Origin of the sequence: Chengkuizengella sp. SCS-71B (genome assembly GCF_040100845.1) — a bacterium.
Taxonomy (GTDB): Bacteria; Bacillota; Bacilli; order Paenibacillales; family KCTC-33759; genus Chengkuizengella.
Window position 1 is genome coordinate 1,066,028 of the sequence record NZ_JAZHSH010000001.1, and the last position, 25,967, is coordinate 1,091,994.

The following is a 25,967-nucleotide window of genomic DNA, read 5'->3' on the forward strand; positions in this document are numbered from 1 at the left end:
TTTACAAAATTATAAAATAGCGAAAACAATCTCCTAGTAGTATATCCATTGTGAAAGACAAAATTAAAAAATAGCACTATTTAAAAATTAAGGAGTGGTTATACTTGTTTAATTCTAGGTTACGCAAGGGGTCAATTATTTTAACTGCATTTGTAGTGATATTTTCATTAGTAGCATGTGGTACTGAATCAGAGGAGTCTGGACAAATTAATATTGATGGTTCATCAACAGTTTTCCCAATTTCACAGGCTGTAGCAGAAGAATTTATGGCTTTGCACAATGATGTAAATGTAACTGTTAACTTATCTGGAAGTTCCAATGGTTTTAAAGCATTAATCGCTGGTGAAATTGAAATTGCTGGCGCATCTCGCCCAATTAAAGATAAAGAAGTTGATGCTCTAAAAGCTGAAGGAAAAGAAGCTGTGGAAATGCCTGTGGCATTTGATGGAATTACAGTCGTTATTAATCCTGACAATGATTGGGCTACTGAAATGACAGTTGAAGAATTGAAGAGCATTTGGCAAGTAGACAGCACAGTTAAGAACTGGAGCGATGTGCGTGAGGGCTGGCCAAATGAACCAATTAAACTCTATGGTCCTGGTACTGCTTCAGGAACATTTGAATATTTTACTGGCGCTATTAACGGAACTAAAAATGAATCTCGTGAAGACTACACACCATCTGAAGATGATAATGTATTAGTAACAGGAGTATCTGGTGATAAATATGCAATGGGATACTTTGGTTTTTCATACTATGTAGAAAATCAGCAGAAATTGAATGTGGTATCTATTAAAGTTGATGAAAATGCGGCTGCAGTTGCGCCGTCTGTGGAGACAATCAAGGACGGAACTTATAAACCATTATCACGTCCAATTTATATCTATTCTATAAAAAGTGTTTTAGATCAACCTGAAATTCAAGAATTTATTAAATTTTACATGAGTGAAGAAGGTCAAGCATTGGCTGAAGAAGTGGGATATGTAGCATTACCTGCTGAAATGTATGAAGAGAATTTAAAACTCCTTCCTTAATATATTTGATTAATATTTTATAAGATTAACTAATTGTTAGTGCAACCGTGGCGTATCTTAAATAAAAATTAAGATACGTCACGGTTATGAATTTTTAACGAAAAAGAAAAGCTCGTCTTCACTTTTGTGTGTTATTTTAGAAACTTGATTTAGGGGGAAGAAACGCATATGGCAAGAATGAAGCAATCGAAACAAGATAAAGAACGCAACAGCTTTATGCAGCGAAAAAAAGGATTTAATTCATTAGATCGTCTGATGCCCATTATTTTAGCTATCATTGCAGGTATATCTGTTTTAACCACTATTGGAATCGTCGTCATACTAATTACAGAATCAGCTGGATTTTTTCAGGCTGTTTCTATCGTTGAGTTTTTAACTGGTACTGAATGGACGCCGCTATTTGCAGATCCTAAATTTGGCATTTTACCATTAATTATGGGTACGTTTATGATCACGTTAGTAGCAAGTATTGTAGCTTTACCAATTGGATTTGGAAGTGCAATATATTTGAGTGAATACGCACCTAAAAAAGTTCGTAATTTTTTAAAGCCTATTTTAGAAATTTTAGCAGGAATTCCGACGATTGTTTATGGGTTTTTTGCATTAACTTTTATTACTCCAATAATTAAATTAATGATACCTCAGACGGATTTGTTTAATGCACTTAGTGCAGGTATTGTAGTTGGTATTATGATTATTCCAATGATTTCTTCATTAAGCGAGGATGCAATGAATGCAGTTCCTAATTCATTACGTTATGTAGCATATGCAATGGGTTCTACTAAACTAGAAGTTGCATTAAAAGTTGTTGTGCCTGCTGCTTTTTCGGGTATAGTTGCTTCCTTCGTATTGGGACTTTCTAGAGCAATTGGTGAAACGATGATTGTTACTTTAGCCGCTGGTGCTTTACCTAATATGGATTTTGATTTTCTAAAAAGTATTCAAACCATGACAGCGTATATCGTTACAACAAGCCAGGGTGATACTGCATATGGAAGTGTTGAATATAGAACGATATATGCCGTTGGTATTACTTTGTTTGTCATTACATTGCTTATGAATATCTTTGCAGGATATATTTCTAGAAAGTTTAGGGAGGAATACGAATGAAGCAATTAGATGCTGAGAGGCAAATGAAAAGACGGAAAAGAAAAAATACAATTTTTCATGTTTTATTTTTATCCTCTACATTGTTTGGTGTTGTTGCACTTGGAATGTTATTAATACAAATTTTATCTGATGGACTTGGATGGTTGAATTGGGATTTCCTTACGAATAATGCATCTAGAAAGGCAGAGAGATCTGGGATTAAAGCAGCCATTGCAGGTACGCTTTGGATGATGAGTATCACGGCACCTTTAAGCTTTATTATTGGTGTATCAACAGCAATATATTTAGAGGAATATGCTAAAAAAAATTGGTTTAACCGTTTTATTCAAACGAATATTGCGAATTTGGCAGGGGTTCCTTCTATTGTATACGGATTATTAGGTTTAACCATTTTTGTACGAGTTTTTGGATTTGGAAAAAGTGTACTTGCAGGTTCTTTGACCATGACGTTGCTTATTCTACCTATCATAATCGTTGCATCACAGGAAGCAATTAAAGCTATTCCAGTGACGCAAAGAAATGCTTCCTTTGCATTAGGTGCAAATCGATGGCAAACCATCATTCGAGTGGTACTACCTTCAGCTTTACCTGGAATTTTAACAGGTTCTATTTTATCTTTTTCTAGAGCTGTAGGTGAAACGGCACCACTTATCGTTGTTGGGGCAGTTGCGTATATAACTACATTACCAAGTGGTGTGTTTGATAAGTTTACGGTCATGCCGATACAAATATATACTTGGGCTAATTTACCCCAAGAAGAATTCCATCATGTTGCAGCAGCTGGTATTATCGTGTTGCTATTCATGTTATTAAGTATGAACGCAATAGCTATCTTTTTAAGAAATAAGTATCAAAAGAAGAATTAGGGGGAACTGTTCATGTCAATCGTAGAAATAAAAGACCTTGACTTATACTATGGAGAATTTCACGCATTAAAAAATGTGTCTATGAATATAAATGAAAAATCAATTACTGCGTTTATCGGTCCTTCAGGATGCGGAAAATCTACACTGCTTCGAACTTTGAACCGTATGAACGATATGATTGATTCTGTAAAGATATCTGGAGCTGTATCTATCAATGGAACCAATATATATAATCCAACAGTGAATGTTGAATTGTTGAGAAAAGAAATCGGCATGGTGTTTCAACAACCTAACCCTTTTCCAAAATCAATTTATGAAAATGTTGCTTATGGTCCTAAAATTCATGGGATACGAAATAAAAAAGAATTAGATGAGATTGTGGAAACTAGTTTGCGTGGAGCTGCACTTTGGAATGAAGTAAAAGATGATTTGAAAAAATCTGCTTACGGTTTATCAGGTGGACAACAGCAACGTTTGTGTATTGCACGTGCATTAGCCATCAATCCTCGTATCTTATTAATGGACGAACCAACTTCAGCTTTAGATCCAATTTCAACGTTAAAAATAGAGGAATTAATACAAGAGCTTAAAGGAGACTATACGATCATCATCGTCACGCATAATATGCAGCAAGCTGCAAGGGTATCAGATCAAACAGCGTTTTTCTTAAATGGTGAAGTCATTGAGTTTTCTGATACATCTATGCTATTCTCAAATCCTTCTGAGAAGAAAACAGAGGAATATATCACTGGGCGATTTGGATAAAACAAGAGAAGAGTAGGAAAGTCAAATCAAAATATGAAGTAGGAGGGATATTAAATGTTAGCAAACCGACAGCAATTTGATTCAGAATTACAACAATTAAGACAAGTATTAATTGAGATGGGGGATTTAGTAAAAAGAGCCATATTGGATTCCGTAAACTCCCTAAAAGAATGTGATGTAGAATTAGCTAAAGTAGTCATTGATTCTGATAAAGAAGTGAATAAGTTGGAAGAAAAAGTAGACGACATTGGATCACGTTTAATCGCTACACAACAACCAGTTGCTACAGATTTAAGAAGAATACTAATTGCATTTAAAATGGCTGCGGATTTAGAAAGAATGGCTGATCTAGCTGTTGATATTGCAAAGGTTACAGTTAGAAATGGTAAACAGCAATTTATTAAACCACTCGTTGATATTCCTAGGATGGCAGAAGTAGTACAGCTAATGACGAATGATAGTATTACTGCTTATATAGAAGAAAATGTTGACTTGTCTTACAAAATGGCAAAAATGGATGATGAAGTCGATCAATTGCATAGCGAAATATTACGAGAACTATTTGTAATAATGGCAAATGATCCTAAAAACGTAAATCAAGTGCTGAATTTATGTTTTGTAAGCAGATATTTGGAACGTATGGCAGATCATGCTACAAATATTGGTGAAAGTGTCGTTTACCTAGTTAAAGGGACGAGACCTGATTTAAATTAGATATAAGTGAACTCGATTAAGCAAAGCTTAAACATCGAGAAATCAGATGGAGACTCTACTCCACCTGATTTGAAGATACTATCTATAGAGATGAGCGTCTGTACGCAAAAATATTTTGGATCAAAGAAAAGCATAAAGCAATGGCTGAGTTAAAATTGCTTTATGCTTTTTGTTTATTGACATGTTAGTTCAACATTGCTGCTTGCTACTATACTTCAAATACAGAGACTAGTTGCTTTAAACTTTGAATATAAGTCACACCATTCTTGTCAGCTCTTCTACGACTCCCTTTTCTAGGTTTTCTAACAATCCATATGGCATCCATTCCTATATCAATAGCACCGCACACATCGTTCTTCCAGGAGTTTCCTACCATCACACTTTGTTCAGGACTAAAATTCATTTTTTTAAGCGCATTTTTAAAAATAGTTGGGTGAGGTTTATGATGACCAAACATTTTAGAGGTGAATACACGATCTTCAGGAATAAAATCTTTAATATTGAGATGATCATAATCATTTTTTCTTCCATTGCTAATAATGGCTAATTTATATTTATTAGATAGAGTTGCTAAGGGATGTAATACATCTGGAAATAATTGAACGTTTTGAGGTCTGTTTTCCTGTATCATGTTAAAAAAATGCTCTGAAAAACTTAAATTAACATCTAAAGGATATGGTTTTAATGCTTGCTTCAAACAATGATGCTGTAACTTATTCCTGGGTAAATAATATTTTCTCTTATCTTGTTTTGCAATCTTGAGTTCTTTCATGTAGTTTGTATACACCTTGTTTGGTTCCCAATTATTTGATTCTGGGTCCCATCGAGAGGTAAACTCATCTAGAGCATCTAAAAAGCTAACCTTAAAAGACCTTTGGTGATCAATGAGAGTATTGTTCAAATCAAAAAAAATCACTTTCTTATTTTTAGGTGAGAAGGATCTATTCATTTTTATCGCCCCTAATTACCCGTTTATTTTACATTATGCTATGATAGTAATAAAAATGAGGAGAGCTCATGATGGATAAGTTAATTTTAATTGATGGAAACAGTATCGCAAATCGCGCTTTTTATGCATTACCTTTATTAAATAACTCAAAAGGTATGCATACCAATGCAGTTTATGGCGTGACAACGATGTTGCTTCGCTTAATAGAAGATGAAAAACCGACACATTTTTTAGTTGCTTTTGATGCTGGTAAAGTAACATTTAGACATAAAGAATACAAAGATTATAAAGGGGGTAGAGCTAAAACACCTCCAGAGCTTTCTGAACAGTTCCCACTCATGAAGGAATTACTTCAAGCTTTTAAAATCAATCAATTTGAATTAGAAAGTTATGAAGCTGATGATATTATTGGAACAATTACGAAATTAGCCGAGGAAAACAACAAACAAGTCCTTGTAGTTACCGGAGATAAGGATTTACTTCAACTTGCTTCAAATAATGTAACTATTGCGCTAACTAGAAAAGGAATCAGCGAAGTTGATCGCTTTGACCCAGAAAAAATAAGAGAAAAATATAACCTAACGCCCCTACAAATTATTGATATGAAGGGGTTAATGGGGGATTCTTCAGACAATATTCCAGGTATTCCTGGTGTAGGTGAGAAGACGGCATTAAAGCTGCTTCATCAATATGGCAGCGTAGAGGAAGTATTAGCACATTCAGATGAATTAAAGGGCAAAATGAAGGAAAAAGTTCAATCTAATGCAGAGCAGGCAATAATGAGCAAAGAACTAGCTACAATATTTAGAGAAGTACCGTTAGAACAATCCATTGAGCAACTTAAATTTGATGGTTTTGATCAAGAGGCAGTTACTGCAATGTTTGAAAAGTTAGAGTTTAAGTCTCTTTTGGAAAAAATGGATGGTTCATCCGGATTAGGTGTTGAAGAAGCTCAAGAAGAAATTAATTTTCAACTCGTTGATCAAAAATCTCTATCATTAATAGTAGACAAGCTATCAACATTTAAATCCATTCATTTTGAAATTATTGGTGAAAATCCACATCAAGCAGAAATTTTAGGATTATCTTTATATACAGATGATGAGTCCTATTATGTGCCATTTGAGCTTTTAAAAACTGAAGAAGGAACTAGATTAAGAGAATGGTTAGCAGACGAAAAACATGAAAAATGGGTATATGATTATCATAAAACAAAGGTCGCATTGTTTTGGCAAGATATTGAGTTAAATGGAGTTTCCTTCGATATTTATTTAACTGCATATTTGTTAGATCCAACTGAAACTAAAAACCACACGATTAGTGGTTTAGCACTAAAATATGGACTTTCAGCAATAAAAAATGACGAAAGCTTTTATGGAAAAGGAGCAAAGTTCCAAGTTCCTGAGCTAACAGAATTAAGTGAATTTTTGTGTCGAAAAGTTTCTCTCATACATAAACTGACACCATTAATGAAAGCGAACCTAGAAGATAATGAATTGGTTGAATTATTTTACAATATGGAACTACCAGTTGCAGAAGTATTAGCACACATGGAAATACAAGGTGTTAAAATTGATACCCATGGTTTAAAAATGCATGGAGAGGAAATCCAAATCAAACTAGATAAAATTATAAATCAAATCTATACTTTGGCTGGAACTGAATTTAACATTAATTCACCTAAGCAATTAGGAGAAGTATTATTTGAAAAACTTCAGCTACCGGTTATCAAAAAAACAAAAACAGGTTATTCCACGGATGCAGAAGTACTTGAAAAGCTTGCTAGTGAACATGAGGTTGTCTCAAAAATATTAGAATATCGTCAATTAGCTAAACTTCAATCCACTTATATTGAAGGGTTGCTTAAGGAAGTTCGTCTAGATACACAAAAGGTTCATACTTATTTTAGACAAACGATTGCAGCTACAGGGAGATTAAGCAGTCAATTTCCTAATTTGCAAAATATCCCAATCCGTTTAGAAGAAGGCCGCAAAATTAGAAAAGTTTTTGTACCGTCTCAAGAAAATTCATATATGTTGGCAGCAGATTATTCGCAAATTGAATTACGCATCTTAGCGCACATTTCAGATGATGAAAGATTAATTGATGCTTTCCAGAACAATATGGATATTCATACAAAAACAGCAATGGACGTTTTTGGAGTGACTGAAGAAGAGGTAGACGCTGACAAAAGAAGACAAGCTAAAGCTGTTAACTTTGGAATTGTATATGGAATTAGTGATTATGGATTATCACAAAACCTTAACATTACCCGGAAAGAAGCGGCTCAATTTATAAAGCAATATTTTGCTGTTTTTAAGGGTGTAAAGCAATTTATGGATAATATTAAGCTACAAGCTAAACAAAACGGATATGTAACTACGTTGCTTCAGCGTAGACGTTATTTACCAGAGATCAATTCTAGGAATTTTAATTTAAGATCATTTGCAGAAAGAACAGCATTAAACACTCCTATTCAAGGAAGTAATGCGGATATTATAAAACTTGCTATGATTCGAATTGATGAACGTATTCAGTTAGAAAATTTAAAAAGTAAAATGTTACTTCAGGTCCATGATGAATTAGTTTTTGAAGTACCAGAAGATGAATTGGAAATGATGAATAAGCTAGTTCCTGAAATTATGGAGTCAGTCATTTCATTAAAGGTACCTCTAAAAGTAGATGTGAGTCATGGTAAGAATTGGTTTGAAGCAAAGTAAAGACAAAGATCAGCAAATCATGTAATCTAGCTTTGGGGGTGAATCATTGATGCCGGAATTACCAGAAGTAGAAACAGTTAAAAGAACATTAAGTCAATTAATTTTAAATAAAACAATCGACCATGTGACAGTTCAATTACCAAGAATTATCCAAAGGCCTGATGATGTTGTACAGTTCTGTGCTTTACTTGAAAATCAAACCTTTAAGAAAGTGGAGCGAAGAGGTAAATTCCTGCGTTTCATTTTAGATGACCTTGTTATGTTATCTCATTTAAGGATGGAAGGTAGATACGGATTATTTCAAAAAGGTGATCCAGTCGAAAAGCATACCCATGTAATTTTTCATTTTAAAGATGGTACTGAATTACGTTATAAAGATGTTCGTCAATTTGGTACGATGCATTTATTTGAACCAGGAGAGGAGTTCTTAAACCCTCCTTTGCACAAGTTAGGACTAGAACCACTTGAAGATAACTTTACTTTTGAGGCTTTTAAAGAGAAGCTTAAAAATAGGAAAACAAAAATCAAACCATTACTGTTAAATCAAGAGGTTGTAGTAGGTCTAGGAAACATTTATGTAGATGAAGCACTGTTTTTAGCTTCAATTCATCCAGAACAAACAGTAGATCAATTGAAAGGTACAGTACTTAAAAAGCTATATGAGGCTATTATTATTATTTTAAAAAATGCGGTTGATGCTGGTGGTTCATCGATCAAATCTTATGTAAATGGTCAGGGTGAGATGGGTTTGTTTCAACAACAATTAAAAATTTATGGTCGTAACTTAGAACCCTGTTATAACTGTGGGACTTCAATAGAAAAAATTGTTGTTGGAGGTAGAGGGACTCATTTTTGTCCAAATTGCCAGCTTGTAAACTAGTCATGCACCTATTTTTTCTCCTCTCCATATGATGTGAGAGGAGGGGATGATTACATGATTACTGCTATATCCATGTTTATTCTTGCACTAGCAGTTAGCTTAGATAGTTTTGGAGTAGGAATTATGTATGGTTTAAGAAAAATAAAAATTCCTTTGATCTCCATAATTATTATAGCGATATGCTCCGGTGCCATTATTTTTATTTCAATGCAAATGGGTGTTTTGTTATTAAAGTTTTTGCCTCCTGTTCTTGCAAAAATTATAGGTTCTTTTATCCTTGTATCCATAGGAGTTTGGGCCATCATCCAAATGAAAATTCAGAGGAAAAATGATGATGAACGGGAGCCTGTTGCAGTTATTTCCGATGAGAAAAAAACAATCGTTCACATTGAATTAAAAAGAATTGGGTTAGTTATTGAGATTTTAAAAAAACCAGTAAAAGCGGATGTAGATCGTTCAGGAGTTATTTCAGCAAGTGAAGCAGCATTTTTAGGTATTGCTTTATCTTTAGATGCTTTTGGAGCGGGAATCGGTGCTGCATTAATCGGTTTTTCTCCAATGTTAACATCTATAGTGATTGCATTTTCATCTGGTTGTTTTATTTTATTAGGATTACGAACTGGATATATTTTTTCAGAAACGAGATGGATTCGTAGACTTACTATGTTGCCTGGTATTATACTAATAGTAATGGGACTTATGAAATTACTATAAAATACCCCAAAAGTTTTAAAATAATTACAAAAGGTGAATAAACAATGAATGTAGGATTAACAGGTGGCATAGCTACAGGAAAAAGTACTGTTTCAAATATGCTTGTGCAACGTGGCGCCAGGTTAATAGATGCGGACGTTATTGCCAGGGAAGTCGTTCTCCCTGGTCATCCTGTTTTGCAAAAAGTAGCACAACATTTTGGACAAGATATTTTGTTAGAGGATGGGTCTTTAAATCGTTCTAAATTAGGAGAAATCATTTTCAGTGATCCATCCGCACGTAAAGAACTTGAAGGTTTGTTGCATCCTCAAATCCGTTCACTAATGAAAGAGAGAATGGCTCAGTATGAAATGGAGGAGCCAGAACGTTTAGTTGTTGTAGATATTCCGTTATTGTTTGAATCGAATCTCCAGGAGCTTTTTTCTTCTGTTGTTTTAGTTTATGTGCCAGAGTCCATTCAATTGGAAAGATTAATGAAACGTAATCAACTTAGTTTAGAGGAAGCAATGAAAAGAATTAAAGCTCAAATGCCAATTGAATCTAAAAAAAAGTTGGCTGACTATGTTATAGATAATAGTAAAAGTATGAAGCATACAGATGATGAAGTGAAACAATTTTGGGAGGATATATTTATGAAATGAATATCATTCGAAAAAAACGGTATTTTCTCATTTTATTCTTATTATTTATCGCTATTTTATTTTTTAATGCAAATTGGTTAGGTAAATTAATTTATCCAATAAAATATAAAGAAGAGATACAGGTTGCATCAAATGATTATAATATCGATCCATTGTTTGTTGCAGCTATTATTCGAGTAGAAAGTAATTTTAAATCAGATTTAGTTTCCTCTAAAAATGCTATGGGTATCATGCAAATTATGCCTGAGACAGCAGATTGGATCATCCAAATGGCACGCTCACCAAATCTAAGGAAGGATAAGATATTGGATGTTCGTGTGAATATTCAAATGGGAGTATGGTATTTAAATGCTTTATATGTTGAATTCAGACCTTATATAAATGATAAACCTATAAGAGATCAGATTGCATTATTATGTGCAGCATATAATGCTGGACCAGGGAATGTAAAAAGATGGTTAGATGAACAAAAATGGGACGGAAGCTTAAAAAATATTGAACAAATACCTTTTGGAGAAACAAGACATTATATTACAAGAACATTATATTATTATGAAAAGTATAAAAAAATTTATGGTTCTTCATTGAATTTTGAAGATATACATAAGCAGTAAAAGTGCCAAACTGTTTCAATAACAGTTTGACACCTTATTCATATTAAGATTTAATTATTGATAGTTTCCATGTCCTGCTAATTGCTGTTCAGCAATTTGGACTAAACGACGAGTTATATTACCACCGATAGAACCCGTATCACGAGTAGCCATGTTACCGTAGTAACCATCCTGAGGAATCGCAATTCCTAATTCTTGAGCAACTTCATACTTCAGTTGATCTAATGCTGCATTTGCTTGAGGTACAACAAGTGCGTTACTTGAACGGCTTTGTCCTTGTGCCATGATCATATCACCTCCTTGTCGTTGGTAGTTCTATTATGTGACGATTATCTTATATTCATAACAGGAAACGTATGCCAATTCAAGGAGAAACATTTTTATTGTTAACATAATTAATTAAAATGATTGGCACGTTAGTGGGCTTTTCACATTAAGTGTGTAGAATACAAAAATAAAATTAGATAGGGGAAAGATTTATGAGATGTCCATATTGCGATAATGATGGGGCTAAAGTATTAGATTCAAGACCAGCGAATGAAAACAAATCAATTAGACGTCGTAGGGAATGCGAGCAATGCCATAAAAGGTTTACTACTTTTGAAATGGTTGAAGAAACTCCTCTAATTGTCATTAAAAAAGATGGCAGCAGGGAAGAGTTTATGAGAGACAAGATACTTAGAGGGCTTATTCGAGCATGTGAAAAAAGGCCTGTTTCCGTAGAACGTTTAGAAAAAATTGTTTCAGAAGTAGAGCAGGAGTTGAGAAATACAGCTTTTACAGAGGTAAAGAGTATAGAAATTGGTGAACTAGTCATGGAGCAATTACATCCTGTGGATGAAGTAGCATATGTTCGCTTTGCATCAGTTTATAGACAATTTAAAGATATCAATATGTTTATGAAGGAATTAAATTATCTTTTACACAAAAGTCCAATACATATCGATAAAAAAGAATAGTGATTGTAGAGAATTTTCTTGCAGAAAAATGGCCAAAAAGCTATAATTGGTGTTGTTGCTGAAGTTGGGGCCATAGCTCAGCTGGGAGAGCGCTACGCTGGCAGCGTAGAGGTCAGGGGTTCGATCCCCCTTGGCTCCACCATATATGAAACCTTGGAATCCTTTGATATTAAAGGTTTTTTTTAATGCCTTTAAAGATTACCTATACTATTATTTTATACCAATAGAATGATTTGACAACCATTTGACAACCTTTAGTAAGCTAAAGGTGATTTGTTAAATTCGAATAAAAATTTTTTCCAAATTCATCAGCAGTATTTTTTTGCATGTTGGGCAATATATGACTATAAGTGTCTAATGTGATTCTAATGTTTGCATGACCAAGACGTTCAGATACTATTTTAGGATGTACACCTTGTTTTAATAATAAGGTGGCATGAGTGTGTCTTAGGTCGTGGAACGAGATTTTAGTAATGTCAATTGTTTTTATGAGACTTTCCATCGAACGGAGTAAATTTCTTGGGTTTACCGGAGTTCCAATATTAGAAGGCATAACTAAACCTAAGTCTGTATATACCGGTCCAGCTTTTAATTTTTCTTCATTAAGGGTAGTTTTTCTATGATGGTCTAATTCTATAGCTGTTTGTTTATCGATTGAAATAAGGCGATTCCCTGCATTTGTTTTTGTATGAGAATTAAATCCTTTACCATCGTGCGTTAAAGTTTGACGTATAGAAATGAATCTATCCTTAAGATCAACATCTTTCCAACGCAAACCAAGAATCTCACCTTGACGCATTCCTGTAGTTAGTGCTAATAAGAAGGTTATGTAATATCGGCTTCTCTTTTTTGCAGTACTTAAAAACTTGTGAGCTTCATTCTGATCCCATACATGAATTTCTTTTTTATCAACTTTTGGGCGATCAACTAATGCAGCAACATTTTTAGAAACATATCCCCAACGGATGGCAGTTTTTAATGCGTTTTTTAATACAGAATGAATATCTAATATAGTACGGTTTGAAAGTCCTTTATCATTTGATAAGTGTTTGAATAATTTTTCAACATGCAAAGCAGTTAATTTTGTTAAATCCATTTTTCCAAGGTAAGGTATAATATGGTTTTTTGTATGCCTATAATCTCGAGCATAGCTACCTGGTTTGACTTTACCTTCTCTTGTTTCTAGCCACATTGTCATAAAAGCATTTAGTTGCATTTTCTTTTCAATCATATTCCCTTGTTCATATTCAGTAATTAAAGCTGCGCATGCTTTTTCAGCTTCTTTCTTTGTTTTAAATCCACTCCTTGTAATTTGACGTCTTTTTCCGTCAGGATCTTTACCTAGAGAAACAGAAAATGACCACGTTGCCCCACAAGTACATTTCTTATCTGGTGGACACTTACAACCACGTTTTCGAAATGAACCTTTCAAAATTTATTCAACTCCCTTTTTTTCTTTTAGTGCAGTCCTTAAGAAAGCAATAGCAAGCTTAGCTTCTTCTTTACTTAAAGTTTCCCCATCAAGTGTTAAAGAGTATTTATCAAGTAGAAATTCATCGTCCAAATTTAGTGAATCTACAAAATTTTTTTCTGGACTTAGTGGAAGTGGGTTTTCGATTTTTCCAAGTAAATAATCAGTTGATACTCCGAAAATATCAGCTAATTTAGTTGCATTTTCTGCACTTAAATTTCTTTTCCCTTTTTCAATGTCATAATAATATTGAGCTGAAATTCCAATTAATTCAGCTACATTAGTTCCACTCATCTCCTTTTCTCTACGAATCTTTCTTATTCGAGAGGCTGTCATTTAAATCACCTATACCTTTCAGCTATTTGTTGATTTAATCCTATCAAATTAAGCTGACAAAAACAAACAGCAAATAGCTTAAAAAATAGCTGAATTTAAGCAATATGAAGAATTAATGAGATATAATGAGCTTTTTATAGTTAAATACAAGCTATATCTTTAAAATGCTTAAATTTTAAGCTTGATATTTAATTAATTTAAGCTTAAAATTTAAGCAGAAGGGAGGTAACCACATGAATTTTTCTAAAACAATTAAGAAATATTTGAATGAGAGAGAATTGAATGCTTCAGATTTAGCGAGGATGACCGGGTATTCGCCGCAATATATTCATGATCTCTTGAAGGGTGACCGTAGGTGGAATGAAAATACAATCGATAAGGTTTGTGATGCTCTAAAATTGGAAATTAAATTTTTAACTATCAAATAATTTACTAAGCGATTTATAGAAGGAGTTGAAAAAGTTTGGAGAATCTTCCACAAATTCTTACAGCAAAACAAATAAAAGAGATATTACAAATATCCGAAAGACGCGCTTATGAAATCATGGAGTTAAGATCATTCCCACTAATCAGAATCGGAAGAAGTAAACGAGTTTCAAAAGATTCTTTTTTCAGTTGGTTATATGAACATGAAAAGAAAGATGAGGTATTACTAGAGCAAAGTTGAAATAAAGGAAGGTGAAAGAGGAAAAGAACAAATCAAATATTTCAATATGGATGTAGCCCATACTAATTAAAAATAATTAGGTGGGATGAATATGAAAGAAATTATTATTAAAGTCCAATTTTCAGAGGAAATGATTCAGTCTATAAATGAGCTTGTAACAAATGTTTTAGAGAATGTTGAAAAAAACGGAGTTAATAAATCAGAGAAATTGCTGCCATCAAAACAAAAGGAAGAACAGCACTTAAAAGAATATGAAAACAAAGAAGATAATCATATTGATGAATTACCAGAAATATTAACCGCTCAAGATATAGCAAATTATCTTAAAATCTCACGTCGAAGGGTATATGGATTATATCAATTGAACCCAGAGCAAGGAGGGATACCTAATTTTAGCATAGGTAATTCTCATCGAGTTGTAAAAGAAGATTTTCTTGACTGGATTAAAGAGAAGAAACAGGAGAATTTTAAAAAATACACAGAATAAAGGAAGGTGAAAGAATGAGTCAATTAGTTTATATCGAAAACAATCGATCAGTAACAGATAGTTTAAAGTAGAAATGATTGAAAAATTATAAGAGAGGTGAAGTGGCTATGGAGATCAAAGGGAATGTAGTCAAAGATTATATGTCAGGCAATACCAGAATGATTTTTTGTGATGATGATTATATAAATAGAACAGAAGAGGAAGAAACAGAGATTTTTAATAGGGTTTATCAAGTGGCATGGGAGTGTGTTTTTGTTTTGGTAGAAAAAGGGGAGGAGGTATAAAAAATATAATTTTTTTTACTCTCAAACCTATCAAATAAAGGAAGGTGAAAGAATGAATCAATTAGTATACATCGAAAACAATCGACCAGTAACAGATAGTTTAACAATAGCAGAAGTGTTTGGGAAAAGGCATGACCATGTAATTAGGGATATTGAGAGTCAGATAGAAAAATTAATTGAAGCAGGGGAAGAAAAGTTCTCACTCCCCAACTTTGGGGAGACCCAGTATGTACATCCTCAAAACAAACAACTATACAAGAAATACCTTTTAACAGAAGATGCTTTTACATTAATCGCTATGTCTTATACAACAATTGAAGCAATGAAAATGAAAGTGAAATTTATTGAAGAGTTTAAACGAATGAAGGAAAACCTTCAAAATAAAATTCCAACACTTACAAGTCATGAAGCTTTAGGCATAGCAGTACAGCGAGCTGGAGAAATGATGATTAAGCTTCCACAACTTGAACAAAAAATTGAAAGTGTTGACCAAAAAGTGGACAAGCAGATCACACTCACTCAAGGAGAACAAAGAGTAGTACAAAGGAAAGTATGCGTGAGAGTTTACAGCTTTACTAAGGATCGAGAAAGGCGAAGTAAATTATTTAGAGAGCTGTATAGAGACATTAAAGACAGATGGGGAGTACCGAGTTACCGTGATGTATTACGAAAAGATATGCAGGATGCAATCAACTACATCAACGCTTGGGTTCCTAAAAAGAAAGAAGAAGGAGAGATAGCATGACAATACATCTAATAGACAACCTGTACTTACGAAGTGATGAGCGAAACTTTATTATTGCTAAAAAAACAGGAGAAGATAAATTTCTAAATACTAACTACTTCTCAAAGTTAGACTCACTACTTAAATTCTTATTAAACATGAAGCTCCAAGAATCAGACTCCAAAACATTAAAAGAACTCTTTAACGAATATTTAAAACTCACTGACACCGTAACGTTGGCTGTAGGACAGATAAAAGTGAAAGGAGAGATAGCATGAAGCCTAACTTAGACCGATTTGCAGAAAATTATGAAACGCCAGTGTTTGAAACAGTAGACCACTTAAATACATGCGAATGTGGTAAACAAGCAGAATGGTTAGTTTACAAAGATAAACAACCTCATTGTAAAGAGTGCTTTAAAGATGCAACTGAATGTGGTGATGTGGTGGAGGTGAAATATTTATGCGCTTGAATGTAACAAAAATACTAGATCAGATTAAAAAGCAGTTAGTTTCTCAGATTGATGAATACATTGAAACTTATCCAGCAGAGCCAAAAATTTTACTCATGGAAATAGACGATAATAAAGAATTTTGGATGCTTGATAATGGGTGGAAAAGTATGAGATTTGAATATGAACATGTTGAATTTAGTTTTTTGGAATTATGTAATTTTATAGAGTTACTTCATGGGGTAGAAGTAGAAAAGAAATTTATATCTGAAATCACTGAGGAAGTAAGAAAAATAACTGAAGGTAGAGTTAAAGTATTTATTTATCAATGTATGGAAGATGAAAAAGAAAAGGCGAGCTGCGCCAACAGCATCGCTTAGAACTAAAAAACAAATTTAATTAGAGGTCATTATAACATTATTTTTAAAATTTTGAAAGGTGGATGTTATTTATGAAAGCAACTGGAATGGTAAGAAAAATAGATGAATTAGGAAGAGTAGTAATCCCTATGGAGTTAAGAAGAACGCTTGGTATCGCAGAAAAAGATCCTATGGAGATATTTACTACTGAAGATTCGATTGTATTAAAGAAATATGCACCAGGTTGTGAATTTTGCGGTGAATTAGATATAAAAGTAGTTCTGAATGGTAAACAGGTATGTCATAAATGTGTTTCAAGTGTAGTAGAAAAGGCAGGTGCTTAAAATATGAATCTAGTAAATCCGTTGGTTCAGAATGATTTAGAAACAATAGAAGGAATGAAACAAGAAAATAGATTTAAAATCACTGATTTAGGTTCATTATCTTGGGCTATGCGAATGTTATCAGCATTAGCAGCTAAAAAAAATGACGTTAATAATTTAGCTGATGAAGAGGTAACAAGAATAGAAGATTATCGAAAATCGGAGCTTAATAGTATTGAACAATCGGAATCATTCTTTAAATCATTAATCAATGAATATGCGGTTGTTCGTAGAGAGAGTGATCCTAAATTTACAAGCGAAAAAACACCATATGGAAAAGTTGGTTTTCGAAAGCAACAAGCAAAATGGATTTATAAAGATAAAGAGCTGCTTAAATATTTAGACCTTGAACACTCTGAATTAATTCGAATTAAGCATGAACCGATAAAGACGGAAATAAAAAAACGATTTAAGGTTTCTAAAGGTAAAGTGTATGACGAAAATGGACAAGTTGTAGATGGCATTGTTGTAGAGGAACGCCCAGACATCGTAGAGATTAAAGTGGAGGTGTAGTATGGACGATAAAACAGAGTTATACCAAAAGATATTCAACGTTATGAGCGCTATAGATTATTTAAAGAAGGATGATCATGTTAAATTTGGACAGCAAAATTATAAAGCTATATCTGAAGAGAAAGTGACTACTACTGTTAGAGCTGAACTAATCAAGAATAAGTTGATTGTGCTTCCAATAGAGCAGGATCATAAGAGAGAAGGTACTATTTCTACCGTTGATACAAAATACAAAATCATTGATATAGAGTCAGGGCAATATGAAATTATAGTAAGTTCTGGGACTGGTGCCGATACACAAGATAAAGGCGTAGGAAAAGCCATGACATACGCATTTAAGTATTTATTCTTGCGTTCATTCGCTATTCCAACAGGAGAAGATCCGGACAAAGTTTCTTCTGCTGAATTAGATGAAAAACAAAAGAAACAGGCTGAAGAACGAGAGAAAAAGCTTAACAGTGTATTGATTAAGTGGCAGACATTGAGCGAAGAAAAAGACAAAGCGAAGTCTACAGAACAGTTTAAAGAGTGGCTTAAAAAGAAAAGTACAACCTATGAAACGGTAGATATAGAATCTCTTTCAAACTTCGAGAGGACATTTACTAAAAAGTTGAATGAAAAAGCACAAGAGAAGAAAGGGGCATAAGGATGTTAAATCGGGTTATTTTAATCGGGAGATTAACAAAAGATCCTGATCTGCGGTATACACCAAACGGAATAGGAACGTGTAATTTTACACTAGCTGTAGAAAGATCTTTTAGTAATAACGGAAAAAAAGAAACGGATTTTATCAAGATTGTAACTTGGAAAAAGTTAGCTGAAACATGTGCTAATTACTTGGGAAAAGGTAGATTAATCGGGTTAGATGGAAGATTACAGATACGAAACTATGAGAACAACGAAGGTAGAAAAGTGTATGTGTCTGAGGTAGTGGCAGAGAGTGTTAGGTTTCTTGAACATAAGGACGTAAGTGAAGCTGAGGAAGTTGGTAATTTCACTGACGGTAATAGTAAACCTATCGAGTTAAGTGATGATGATTTACCGTTCTAGGAGGGTGGACTAATGGACTTAGATGCACATATTAAAGAGATTACAACATTACGCAATAAAGCAGATAAATTAATAGAAGATAGTCCAGGAGCTCTTTTAAAAAAGATTGAAATATTAGCAAGATGTTTGGTGTTTATAGGTAGAGTATCTAGTCAATTAGATGGAGATTACAAGCGCATATATGCTCAAAGAAAGTATGAATACTCTTTCGCTGAAATCAATGCTAAATCACCTAAAAAAGCCCATGCGGAGTTAGCAGTTAAAGATTTAAGAGAGAAAGAAGCAGAAGCATATCAGATGATGCAACGGTGGAGAAATGCCTTTAGTAGCACACAGGAAGAGATACATGCTTTAAAACTAAAAATGAGAATTGATTTTGAGAACAGTCAAAATGGAGGTTGATCATATGGGTGGGTTTTATCCTGCCCCTAAACCTCAACATCGTAGAAGAACACCAAAACGAGGGGCAAGGGGGAAGTTTGACACTAACACGAAGAGAACCATTGTTGAACGTGATGGAGCCTTATGCGTGAATTGTGGACATTCCTATCATGATATCCATCATATTATATTCAAGTCTCAAGGAGGTCCTGGAACGGTTGATAACGGAGTTTGTGTCTGTAGGAAATGCCATAGCTGGGCGCATACGTCTAATGAAGGTAGACGATGGTTTGAAGGTTATAGATTAAGGTATTTGGTTTGAGTTTGAGGAGGGCATTATGCATAACCCAATATATCTATTCAAATGGATGATAGGTTTTTATATTCAAGAGTTTAAAAGAAAATCCGCATAGGGGATGAAATAAATGAAAGAGGCGTATTACTTTTCACACGATGCAAATGCACGCCATGACCCTAAGATATTGGCAATGCGAAGCGTTTATGGAATGGAAGGTTATGGACGGTATTGGGTACTTATTGAATTTCTAAGAGAGCAAACGCAATACAAGCTTAGAAAATCTAAACACTTATGCAATGCGTTAGCAATGCAAATGCAATGCACAGTAGAAGAAGCGCAAAACTTTTTAAATGATTGCATAAATGAGTTCGATTTACTGGTTGAAAATGATGAATTTATATGGAGTGACTCCTTGTTAAAACGAATGAGTGAAAAAGATAAAAAGTCAGAAAAAGCAAAATTGGCGGCTAAAAAGCGATGGGATAAAGCCAGTAACAACAAGGGTTCTATGCAAGACGACAAGGATAGCAATACAGATGCAATGCAAACGCATAGCGAAGGCAAAGCATTAAAGGAAAGGAAAGTAAAAGAAAAGAAAGTAAAGGAAAGTAAAGAAAAAGAAATAGTAGTAGAAGAAAGTAAAGAAAAGAAAAGCAATAATACAACTACTACTACAACAGACGAGAATTGCTTCAAAATTTATCAAAATGAAATCGGAATATTAAGTTCATCAGTCTCAGATGATTTAAATATTTGGTTAGATGATTTTAACGGAGATCATAGAGTCATCATTCAAGCAATCAAAATAGCAGTTGATCGGAATAAAAGAAACATGGGATTTATAAAAGGGATTTTAAAAGAGTGGTATAGCAAAAATGCAAGGACACTTGAAGATTGTGAAGCGTTGCAAAAGGAATTTGAAAACAAAAAGAATAATCGAAATCAACAACAAAGATGGAATTATGGACATCAAAAACCTAAAATACCGATCATACAATATACGGAAAATTCAGATGCAGAATTTACACAAGAACAGTTAGACGAAATAAAGAAAATAGCAGATGAATGGGATAATGCACCAGTAGCAGCAGGAATAGATCTTGATGACGATAGACCGTTTTAATAATCGTTTAAGGAAAGGGTGAGGATATGAAAATCATAGGTCAAGGGAAAGTAACTGGTGATGAAAGAGAACTTATAGTTAAGACTACAGATAAAGAGTTAAGGCTACTTACCGAAAACCCCACAGATTACAGGCAGACTTTGAAGGTCGGGGATGAAATAAATATTAGTAAAAAATATGAATTATTCAACCAAATGCAACGTTACGGAAATGCAATATTAAATGATTTTGATGGTTTACGAAATGTATTTATAGATATTGGTTTAGGAGGTATGAAAGAAGGTGATTCGGATTGATTAAGTTTGTAGTAAATGAGGAACCAGTTGCACAAGCAAGACCTAGAGTAACAACCAAGAACGGAAAACCTAGATTGTATGATCCTGATAAATCAAAATATTTCAAACAACTTGTAGCAATGAAAGCTAAACAATATGCACCTGAGACTTTACTAGATTGCCCTCTGTTGCTTCGAATCACTTTTTATAGGTCTATACCAAAAAACTTTACTATAGCCAAGAGAAAGCAAATAGAGGATGGAGAACTAAGACCAATAACCAAACCAGACATAGACAATTATGTTAAAGCTATCAAGGATGCTCTTAATAAAGTGATATGGACGGATGATAGTAAGGTTGTCGAATTACATGCTAGTAAATTTTATAGCGAATATCCGAGAGTGGTAATTGAGATTAGGAGGCTAGGTGATGCAACTAGATTTGTTTCGTGAAATCATAGTTGACAATTTTGCTGGTGGGGGAGGAGCTTCTACAGGAATTGAAATGGCAACTGGTTTAAGTGTAGATATAGCAATCAATCATGATCCTGCTGCTATAGCGATGCATAAAGCAAACCACCCAGATACGGAACATTATTGCGAGGATGTTTGGGACGTTGATCCTAAAAAGGTTGTAAGAGGTCGCAAGGTTGGATTGTGTTGGCTTAGTCCTGATTGTACACATCATAGTAAAGCTAGGGGTGGAAAACCTAGAAAGAAAAATATTAGAGGATTAGCATGGATAGCAGTTAGATGGGCGATTGCTGTTAAACCTAGAGTTATCATTCTGGAGAACGTAGAAGAATTTAAGGAATGGGGTCCATTAGATGATAGTGGAATGCCAATAAAAGATGCGAAGGGAAGAACGTTTTATTCATTCGTTGATTCTCTTAAATCGTTAGGGTACCAGGTAGAGTGGAGAGAATTAACAGCATGTGATTATGGCGCTCCAACAAAAAGAAAACGCCTGTTTATGATAGCTAGATGTGATGGCAGACCGATTGTATGGGCTAAACCTACTCATGGTGATCCAAAAAGCAAAGAAGTCTTAACAGGTAAGTTATTACCTTGGCGTACAACTGCAGAAATCATTGATTGGTCATTACCTTGTCCTTCAATATTTGAAAGGAAAAGACCACTTGCAGAAAATACAATGCGTAGAATTGCAAGAGGAATGCAGAAGTTTGTTATAAATAATCCTAAACCATTCATAGTACGGATTGGTCATACAGGGTTTGGGGGAGATAGATTGCAATACGAGATAGATAAACCTCTAACGACAATTACAACAAAAGCTGAACACTGTTTAGTTACACCATTCATATCTACTTATTACACTGAAACAACTGAAAATGGGGTTAGGGGTCAAAATGTTCAAGAACCACTGCACACTGTCAGTACAGCAAATAGATTTTCGCTAGTAACCGCCTTTATAGCAAAACATTATGGTGGAGGATATACAGGTGCAGGAACAGGGATGACAGAACCATTGTCAACCGTTACAACTGTAGATCATAACGCATTAGTGATGGCATTCCTTACAAAATATTATGGTTCTGACATTGGACAGGCTTTAGATGATCCAATCCATACCATTACAACAAAAGATAGATTCGGTTTAGTCAAAGTTAAAGGGCAAAATCATCAAATAGTTGATATAGGTATGAGAATGCTGCAACCACATGAATTATTCCCAGCTCAAGGATTTCCTGAAAGATACATCATAGATCGAGATTATGAAGGTAATAAATACACAAAAACAGCACAGATTGCAAGGTGTGGCAATGCAGTACCACCACCATTTGCAGATGCTCTTGTAAGAGCCAATTGTCCTGAGTTGTGTTATAGAAGTGCAGCTATAGCGAATTAAGGAGGGTTAGACATTGGGAATACCAAGAATATTACATTATCCCGGATCCAAGTGGTCTATGACGAATTGGATCATTAACCACTTTCCGGAACATGAAACATATTTGGAACCATACTTTGGATCAGGAGCGATTTTCTTTAATAAAAAGCCATCAAAGATAGAGACTATCAATGACTTGGATAGCAGTGTTGTAAACCTGTTTAAAGTGATCCGGGACCATCCAGATGAACTAGCTGAAAAGATTGAATATACACCAATGTCTTAGAGAGGAATATTACAACTCATTTGAATTCCAAACAGGGGATGATTTTGAAGATGCTAGGAGATTTCTTGTTAGAACCTTTCAAGCTATAGGAGCTAAAACATCGGACCGAACTGGCTGGAGGAACAACATTGTAACTAGTCCTACTGTTTCGAAAACAAAACAATGGGCTAGGATTCCTGAAAAAATTTCAAAAGTAGCTGAGAGATTAAAAGAAGCACAAATTGAAAATAAATTAGCAACTGAGTTGATTGCAAGATATAAGCATCCAAAAGTTTTAATATATGCGGATCCACCGTACATTTTGGAAACAAGATCAAAGAGAATGTATAAGCATGAAATGAAAATTGAGGACCACATGGAATTACTGGATTTGTTGGTTAAACATCCAGGTCCTGTTTTACTAAGTGGGTACGCACATCCACTATATGACGAAAAACTGAAGCATTGGAAAAGAGAAACATTTGCCGCAACTGCTGAAGCAGGAGCTAAAAGAACAGAAGTGTTATGGATTAATGAAGTAGCAGCACAAGGTCAACAAGTGATGTTTGAGTTTTAAATAATAGGAGGGTAAGAACAATGAGAGAGTTAACAATTAAAGATAAACAAGCAGTATTAGATGTATTTAATAGTTTTGAAGTTTATGAACAATCTGGTGGAGAAGATGCCTATATCTTAGTAGAAAACAATGAAGAAAACCGCAAACGATTAAATGATGTAGGTGTAACAAATAAAGAAATAGACAATGCAGCAGACGAAGCATTCTTTTGTACTATAGCCTTAGCATTTAACGGAGGTTATGCAGATAACTATGAATATGGAAAATTCGTTCTATGGGGTCCCATAGATGGTGTATTAAGGGAGAGAGTAAGGAACTTCGAGGGAACTCAGGTTGATGCTTTACGCTTGTTGGAAGCTTTGGAAGGAGTGAAAGAGGTTGGGTGATATAACAAATGATGTTTTGTTATTGATTGAAAATAAAGAACTACCTAAAGAAACACAACAATTGAAAACTGCACTTAATAAATATAAAGAAACAAGGAAAGTGGATAACAACAGAGATAGAGCTCAATTAATATTTTTAATAATCGCAATACTGGATATACCAGAAGATGATTTTCATAAAACGATAGAACGAATACAAAAGATAATAACTATTAAAACAACTGCAGATTTAATTGATAAAGCCTTAGGAGATTATGGCGAAACAGATATTCATTAAAACAAGAAGGTGAGGGAATGGAAATGGACAAGTTACCTGACAAAATAATTAACTTGGATACCATCCGCGTTAATAGAAGTGCAGATAAAAAATGCAAATGTAGAAAAAAACATTTTGTAGTAGATACAAGAAATCGTTTAGTACATTGCCAATGCGGAGCTCAAGAAGATCCATTTGAAGCCTTATATTACTTAGCAGCACACAGAGAACGTCTACAAGAAGAGACAGAACATCTATTAGAGCAACGAAAGCAGATCACTAATTATAAACCGCATATGGTTGTATTTAAAAATCTCGAACGACAATACCGTAAAAGACGTGGCGAACAAATGATTCCTAGATGTCCGAATTGTAACCGAGGATTTCGTTTTGAAGAGTTGTCGGGATGGGTTAATGAGAGGTTTGAAAAAAGACTTCGAGATAAGGAGAAATCAAAAGAATAAGCGCTCATTGGGGGTGGGAAAATGATAGAGTTATTTCCAAGTATCACTGAACAAGATAAAGAACAAACGAAATTTTACCTAAAAAAGTACCCTGATATGAAAAGCTTAATGAAAGACTATGAAAAACATGCTGTCGATATGTACCAGACGGATGTTGAAGGTGAAACAGCAAAAAAGGAAAGTAACGAGGAATACTATTCAAATAAGACTGCTAATACTGTAGTGTTTGACGAGAAAAGACGGTTGATATACTTGGAATATAAAATCCTTACTGAAGCCATTGAAAGGGCTGTAGCCTTAATTATAGACGAAGAAGAACGGAAAGCAATGTACTATAGACATATGAGAGGATACAGCTACAAAGAAGCTATGAATTTCATGCCTTACTCTGTAAGCTCAAAAACATTTGATCGGAGATTGACAGAAGGGTTAGTTTCAGTAACTAACACATTAAAACTTTGGGGAGTATTAGAAAGAGAGTGGAAATATTGACGGTAAATTGACGGTAATTAGACGGTCAACTGACGGTTAAACCATAGTATTATTATATTATGAGATATAAAGAAAGGGCGCACATAAGCGCTCTTTTTCCATTCCAGCCCATAGATAAGAGTCCAAGCAACTTCATTAGATTGTTCATAAGATATAAGATAGTTTAATGAGTTGGGAGGTAAGATTATGGGATTAAACAAAGGACCTTTTGTAGTAGCTCAAAGTTTTTCGGTAGAGAACCCATATGGTGGTGAAGGATCAATCGAACTTCCCTTTCCTGATCCTGATGAAGTTCCTGTGGTTGTAGCTACAGTTGATGTTTGTGTCCAACAACCACAGAAAACTCAAGTATCAATTGATTCAATGACCCAAATTGCTGTTATAGGTAATCCAGGACTTGATTCTATATCTTTTGAAGTGAAATATGAGATCTTGCGAAATGGCACTACCATTGCAACAATAAATGATGAAATGGATTATGCAAAACCTAATTCTATTGAATTTAGACATACAAACTTTCCAAACTTTCCTTTAGTAGATGAAGATCCGGATCCTGGAATCAATAAGTATGATCTTAGATGTACATTTTTATCATTCTTCGGTGTGAATTCTATCTTTGCTGGCTCTAGAAGTCTTAAAGCCACAGTAATAACAATATAGAACTAAAGTTTAAAAATAAAATTTTATGATTAAACGGTTAACAGAAAGGGCGTAGAAATGCGTTCTTTTTTTGTTGGGAAAATATCATCCATTGTGCTAGGGGAGGGAAGCAGGATGATAAAAAGGAACAGAAATTCTTATAATTAAACTACTTCACATTTTCTAATAAAAATTAATTTTCATAGGTAGATGCCCACTCGTTTAGGCTAATGACTTCATATTTTGTGATAGGGTCATTTAACTATGATTTT

Annotated in this window: 38 protein-coding genes, 1 tRNA gene and 1 pseudogene; 36 read left to right on the forward strand and 4 right to left on the reverse strand. The window is 34.2% G+C overall.

Annotated elements, in window-relative coordinates; genetic code table 11:
* Nucleotides 1-104 precede the first annotated feature (104 nt).
* The 5 genes from VQL36_RS05235 to phoU all read left to right on the forward strand — a co-directional run bounded on the left by VQL36_RS05235 (nucleotide 105) and on the right by phoU (nucleotide 4,489).
* Entirely contained in the window at nucleotides 105-1,034 is a 930-nt protein-coding gene (locus tag VQL36_RS05235) for a PstS family phosphate ABC transporter substrate-binding protein (protein ID WP_349248300.1), read from the forward strand.
* Nucleotides 1,035-1,211: 177 nt separating this feature from the next.
* A complete protein-coding gene (gene pstC / locus VQL36_RS05240; protein WP_413789558.1) occupies nucleotides 1,212-2,144 on the forward strand; it encodes a phosphate ABC transporter permease subunit PstC in 933 nt (310 codons plus the stop codon).
* Nucleotides 2,141-3,010: a phosphate ABC transporter permease PstA gene (pstA, locus tag VQL36_RS05245; RefSeq protein WP_349248301.1), complete on the forward strand. Its 870-nt coding sequence runs from the start codon at nucleotides 2,141-2,143 to the stop codon at nucleotides 3,008-3,010. The genes pstC and pstA overlap by 4 nt, the downstream gene beginning before the upstream one ends.
* A gap of 12 nt (nucleotides 3,011-3,022) precedes the next feature.
* A complete protein-coding gene (gene pstB, locus VQL36_RS05250) occupies nucleotides 3,023-3,775 on the forward strand; it encodes a phosphate ABC transporter ATP-binding protein PstB (protein ID WP_349248302.1) in 753 nt (250 codons plus the stop codon).
* Nucleotides 3,776-3,829: 54 nt separating this feature from the next.
* Entirely contained in the window at nucleotides 3,830-4,489 is a 660-nt protein-coding gene (phoU, locus tag VQL36_RS05255) for a phosphate signaling complex protein PhoU (protein WP_349248303.1), read from the forward strand.
* A 208-nt stretch (nucleotides 4,490-4,697) separates the two neighbouring features.
* On the opposite strand, the gene VQL36_RS05260 is transcribed toward phoU, so the two are convergent.
* Complete coding sequence (locus VQL36_RS05260) at nucleotides 4,698-5,438, reverse strand: HAD family hydrolase (RefSeq protein ID WP_349248304.1); 741 nt, start codon at nucleotides 5,436-5,438, stop codon at nucleotides 4,698-4,700.
* A 71-nt stretch (nucleotides 5,439-5,509) separates the two neighbouring features.
* On the opposite strand from VQL36_RS05260, the gene polA reads away from it, so the two are divergent.
* The 5 genes from polA to VQL36_RS05285 are packed head-to-tail and all read left to right on the forward strand — an operon-like array spanning nucleotide 5,510 to nucleotide 11,007.
* Entirely contained in the window at nucleotides 5,510-8,158 is a 2,649-nt protein-coding gene (polA, locus tag VQL36_RS05265) for a DNA polymerase I (RefSeq protein ID WP_349248305.1), read from the forward strand.
* A gap of 49 nt (nucleotides 8,159-8,207) precedes the next feature.
* On the forward strand, nucleotides 8,208-9,038 hold the full coding sequence (gene mutM, locus VQL36_RS05270) for a DNA-formamidopyrimidine glycosylase (RefSeq protein ID WP_349251130.1): 831 nt from the start codon (nucleotides 8,208-8,210) through the stop codon (nucleotides 9,036-9,038).
* 54 nt (nucleotides 9,039-9,092) lie between these two features.
* Entirely contained in the window at nucleotides 9,093-9,752 is a 660-nt protein-coding gene (ytaF, locus tag VQL36_RS05275) for a sporulation membrane protein YtaF (RefSeq protein ID WP_349248306.1), read from the forward strand.
* Nucleotides 9,753-9,796: 44 nt separating this feature from the next.
* Entirely contained in the window at nucleotides 9,797-10,393 is a 597-nt protein-coding gene (gene coaE, locus VQL36_RS05280; protein WP_349248307.1) for a dephospho-CoA kinase, read from the forward strand.
* Nucleotides 10,390-11,007, forward strand: coding sequence for a lytic transglycosylase domain-containing protein (locus VQL36_RS05285; RefSeq protein WP_349248308.1), 618 nt, complete (start codon nucleotides 10,390-10,392; stop codon nucleotides 11,005-11,007). The genes coaE and VQL36_RS05285 overlap by 4 nt, the downstream gene beginning before the upstream one ends.
* 54 nt (nucleotides 11,008-11,061) lie before the next feature.
* Here VQL36_RS05285 and VQL36_RS05290 read toward each other — a convergent pair whose 3' ends face one another.
* On the reverse strand, nucleotides 11,062-11,292 hold the full coding sequence (locus tag VQL36_RS05290; RefSeq protein ID WP_349248309.1) for an alpha/beta-type small acid-soluble spore protein: 231 nt from the start codon (nucleotides 11,290-11,292) through the stop codon (nucleotides 11,062-11,064).
* A gap of 194 nt (nucleotides 11,293-11,486) precedes the next feature.
* Between VQL36_RS05290 and nrdR the strand changes: the two genes are divergently transcribed.
* Both nrdR and VQL36_RS05300 read left to right on the forward strand, forming a co-directional pair.
* Complete coding sequence (gene nrdR / locus VQL36_RS05295; protein ID WP_349248310.1) at nucleotides 11,487-11,966, forward strand: transcriptional regulator NrdR; 480 nt, start codon at nucleotides 11,487-11,489, stop codon at nucleotides 11,964-11,966.
* Nucleotides 11,967-12,032: 66 nt separating this feature from the next.
* Nucleotides 12,033-12,108 (forward strand) — tRNA-Ala (locus VQL36_RS05300).
* A gap of 120 nt (nucleotides 12,109-12,228) precedes the next feature.
* Here VQL36_RS05300 and VQL36_RS05305 read toward each other — a convergent pair.
* Nucleotides 12,229-13,398: a tyrosine-type recombinase/integrase gene (locus tag VQL36_RS05305; RefSeq protein WP_349248311.1), complete on the reverse strand. Its 1,170-nt coding sequence runs from the start codon at nucleotides 13,396-13,398 to the stop codon at nucleotides 12,229-12,231.
* A gap of 3 nt (nucleotides 13,399-13,401) precedes the next feature.
* Nucleotides 13,402-13,773: a helix-turn-helix transcriptional regulator gene (locus VQL36_RS05310; protein ID WP_349248312.1), complete on the reverse strand. Its 372-nt coding sequence runs from the start codon at nucleotides 13,771-13,773 to the stop codon at nucleotides 13,402-13,404.
* A gap of 233 nt (nucleotides 13,774-14,006) precedes the next feature.
* On the opposite strand from VQL36_RS05310, the gene VQL36_RS05315 reads away from it, so the two are divergent.
* The 24 genes and pseudogenes from VQL36_RS05315 (at nucleotide 14,007) to VQL36_RS05430 (ending at nucleotide 25,716) form a co-directional block, all read left to right on the forward strand.
* Complete coding sequence (locus VQL36_RS05315) at nucleotides 14,007-14,201, forward strand: helix-turn-helix transcriptional regulator (RefSeq protein WP_349248313.1); 195 nt, start codon at nucleotides 14,007-14,009, stop codon at nucleotides 14,199-14,201.
* 35 nt (nucleotides 14,202-14,236) lie between these two features.
* Entirely contained in the window at nucleotides 14,237-14,440 is a 204-nt protein-coding gene (locus VQL36_RS05320; protein ID WP_349248314.1) for a DNA-binding protein, read from the forward strand.
* A gap of 91 nt (nucleotides 14,441-14,531) precedes the next feature.
* Nucleotides 14,532-14,927 (forward strand): helix-turn-helix domain-containing protein, encoded by a 396-nt coding sequence (locus VQL36_RS05325; RefSeq protein ID WP_349248315.1) that lies wholly within the window; start codon nucleotides 14,532-14,534, stop codon nucleotides 14,925-14,927.
* A 77-nt stretch (nucleotides 14,928-15,004) separates the two neighbouring features.
* On the forward strand, nucleotides 15,005-15,211 hold the full coding sequence (locus VQL36_RS05330) for a hypothetical protein (RefSeq protein ID WP_349248316.1): 207 nt from the start codon (nucleotides 15,005-15,007) through the stop codon (nucleotides 15,209-15,211).
* Nucleotides 15,212-15,263: 52 nt separating this feature from the next.
* Nucleotides 15,264-15,956, forward strand: coding sequence for a Rha family transcriptional regulator (locus VQL36_RS05335; RefSeq protein ID WP_349248317.1), 693 nt, complete (start codon nucleotides 15,264-15,266; stop codon nucleotides 15,954-15,956).
* A complete protein-coding gene (locus tag VQL36_RS05340) occupies nucleotides 15,953-16,213 on the forward strand; it encodes a hypothetical protein (RefSeq protein WP_349248318.1) in 261 nt (86 codons plus the stop codon). Before VQL36_RS05335 ends, VQL36_RS05340 begins: the two co-directional genes overlap by 4 nt.
* The gene (locus tag VQL36_RS05345; RefSeq protein ID WP_349248319.1) at nucleotides 16,210-16,407 is read left to right on the forward strand and encodes a hypothetical protein; all 198 of its coding nucleotides are present in this window, start codon (nucleotides 16,210-16,212) and stop codon (nucleotides 16,405-16,407) included. Before VQL36_RS05340 ends, VQL36_RS05345 begins: the two co-directional genes overlap by 4 nt.
* Entirely contained in the window at nucleotides 16,398-16,766 is a 369-nt protein-coding gene (locus VQL36_RS05350; protein ID WP_349248320.1) for a hypothetical protein, read from the forward strand. The genes VQL36_RS05345 and VQL36_RS05350 overlap by 10 nt, the downstream gene beginning before the upstream one ends.
* 71 nt (nucleotides 16,767-16,837) lie before the next feature.
* Nucleotides 16,838-17,089, forward strand: a complete 252-nt coding sequence (locus VQL36_RS05355; protein ID WP_349248321.1) for an AbrB/MazE/SpoVT family DNA-binding domain-containing protein — start codon at nucleotides 16,838-16,840, stop codon at nucleotides 17,087-17,089.
* A gap of 3 nt (nucleotides 17,090-17,092) precedes the next feature.
* Nucleotides 17,093-17,641, forward strand: a complete 549-nt coding sequence (locus tag VQL36_RS05360) for a host-nuclease inhibitor Gam family protein (RefSeq protein WP_349248322.1) — start codon at nucleotides 17,093-17,095, stop codon at nucleotides 17,639-17,641.
* Nucleotide 17,642: 1 nt separating this feature from the next.
* Nucleotides 17,643-18,287, forward strand: coding sequence for an ERF family protein (locus tag VQL36_RS05365; protein ID WP_349248323.1), 645 nt, complete (start codon nucleotides 17,643-17,645; stop codon nucleotides 18,285-18,287).
* Nucleotides 18,288-18,289: 2 nt separating this feature from the next.
* Nucleotides 18,290-18,691 (forward strand): single-stranded DNA-binding protein, encoded by a 402-nt coding sequence (gene ssb / locus VQL36_RS05370; protein ID WP_349248324.1) that lies wholly within the window; start codon nucleotides 18,290-18,292, stop codon nucleotides 18,689-18,691.
* Between the two features lie 12 nt (nucleotides 18,692-18,703).
* Entirely contained in the window at nucleotides 18,704-19,093 is a 390-nt protein-coding gene (locus VQL36_RS05375; protein WP_349248325.1) for a hypothetical protein, read from the forward strand.
* Nucleotides 19,094-19,097: 4 nt separating this feature from the next.
* A complete protein-coding gene (locus tag VQL36_RS05380; RefSeq protein WP_349248326.1) occupies nucleotides 19,098-19,394 on the forward strand; it encodes an HNH endonuclease in 297 nt (98 codons plus the stop codon).
* A 103-nt stretch (nucleotides 19,395-19,497) separates the two neighbouring features.
* Nucleotides 19,498-20,493, forward strand: coding sequence for a DnaD domain protein (locus VQL36_RS05385; RefSeq protein WP_349248327.1), 996 nt, complete (start codon nucleotides 19,498-19,500; stop codon nucleotides 20,491-20,493).
* 26 nt (nucleotides 20,494-20,519) lie between these two features.
* Complete coding sequence (locus VQL36_RS05390) at nucleotides 20,520-20,789, forward strand: hypothetical protein (protein WP_349248328.1); 270 nt, start codon at nucleotides 20,520-20,522, stop codon at nucleotides 20,787-20,789.
* Nucleotides 20,786-21,220, forward strand: a complete 435-nt coding sequence (locus VQL36_RS05395; RefSeq protein WP_349248329.1) for a RusA family crossover junction endodeoxyribonuclease — start codon at nucleotides 20,786-20,788, stop codon at nucleotides 21,218-21,220. Before VQL36_RS05390 ends, VQL36_RS05395 begins: the two co-directional genes overlap by 4 nt.
* Nucleotides 21,198-22,637 (forward strand): DNA cytosine methyltransferase, encoded by a 1,440-nt coding sequence (locus VQL36_RS05400; RefSeq protein ID WP_349248330.1) that lies wholly within the window; start codon nucleotides 21,198-21,200, stop codon nucleotides 22,635-22,637. Before VQL36_RS05395 ends, VQL36_RS05400 begins: the two co-directional genes overlap by 23 nt.
* Nucleotides 22,638-22,650: 13 nt before the next feature.
* Nucleotides 22,651-23,458, forward strand: a pseudogene (locus VQL36_RS05405) (DNA adenine methylase).
* A 20-nt stretch (nucleotides 23,459-23,478) separates the two neighbouring features.
* Entirely contained in the window at nucleotides 23,479-23,844 is a 366-nt protein-coding gene (locus VQL36_RS05410; protein ID WP_349248331.1) for a hypothetical protein, read from the forward strand.
* Nucleotides 23,837-24,121, forward strand: a complete 285-nt coding sequence (locus tag VQL36_RS05415; protein ID WP_349248332.1) for a hypothetical protein — start codon at nucleotides 23,837-23,839, stop codon at nucleotides 24,119-24,121. Before VQL36_RS05410 ends, VQL36_RS05415 begins: the two co-directional genes overlap by 8 nt.
* Before the next feature lie 17 nt (nucleotides 24,122-24,138).
* The gene (locus VQL36_RS05420; RefSeq protein ID WP_349248333.1) at nucleotides 24,139-24,564 is read left to right on the forward strand and encodes a hypothetical protein; all 426 of its coding nucleotides are present in this window, start codon (nucleotides 24,139-24,141) and stop codon (nucleotides 24,562-24,564) included.
* Nucleotides 24,565-24,585: 21 nt separating this feature from the next.
* Nucleotides 24,586-25,056, forward strand: a complete 471-nt coding sequence (locus VQL36_RS05425) for a hypothetical protein (protein WP_349248334.1) — start codon at nucleotides 24,586-24,588, stop codon at nucleotides 25,054-25,056.
* A 186-nt stretch (nucleotides 25,057-25,242) separates the two neighbouring features.
* Nucleotides 25,243-25,716: a hypothetical protein gene (locus VQL36_RS05430; protein ID WP_349248211.1), complete on the forward strand. Its 474-nt coding sequence runs from the start codon at nucleotides 25,243-25,245 to the stop codon at nucleotides 25,714-25,716.
* Nucleotides 25,717-25,967 lie beyond the last annotated feature (251 nt).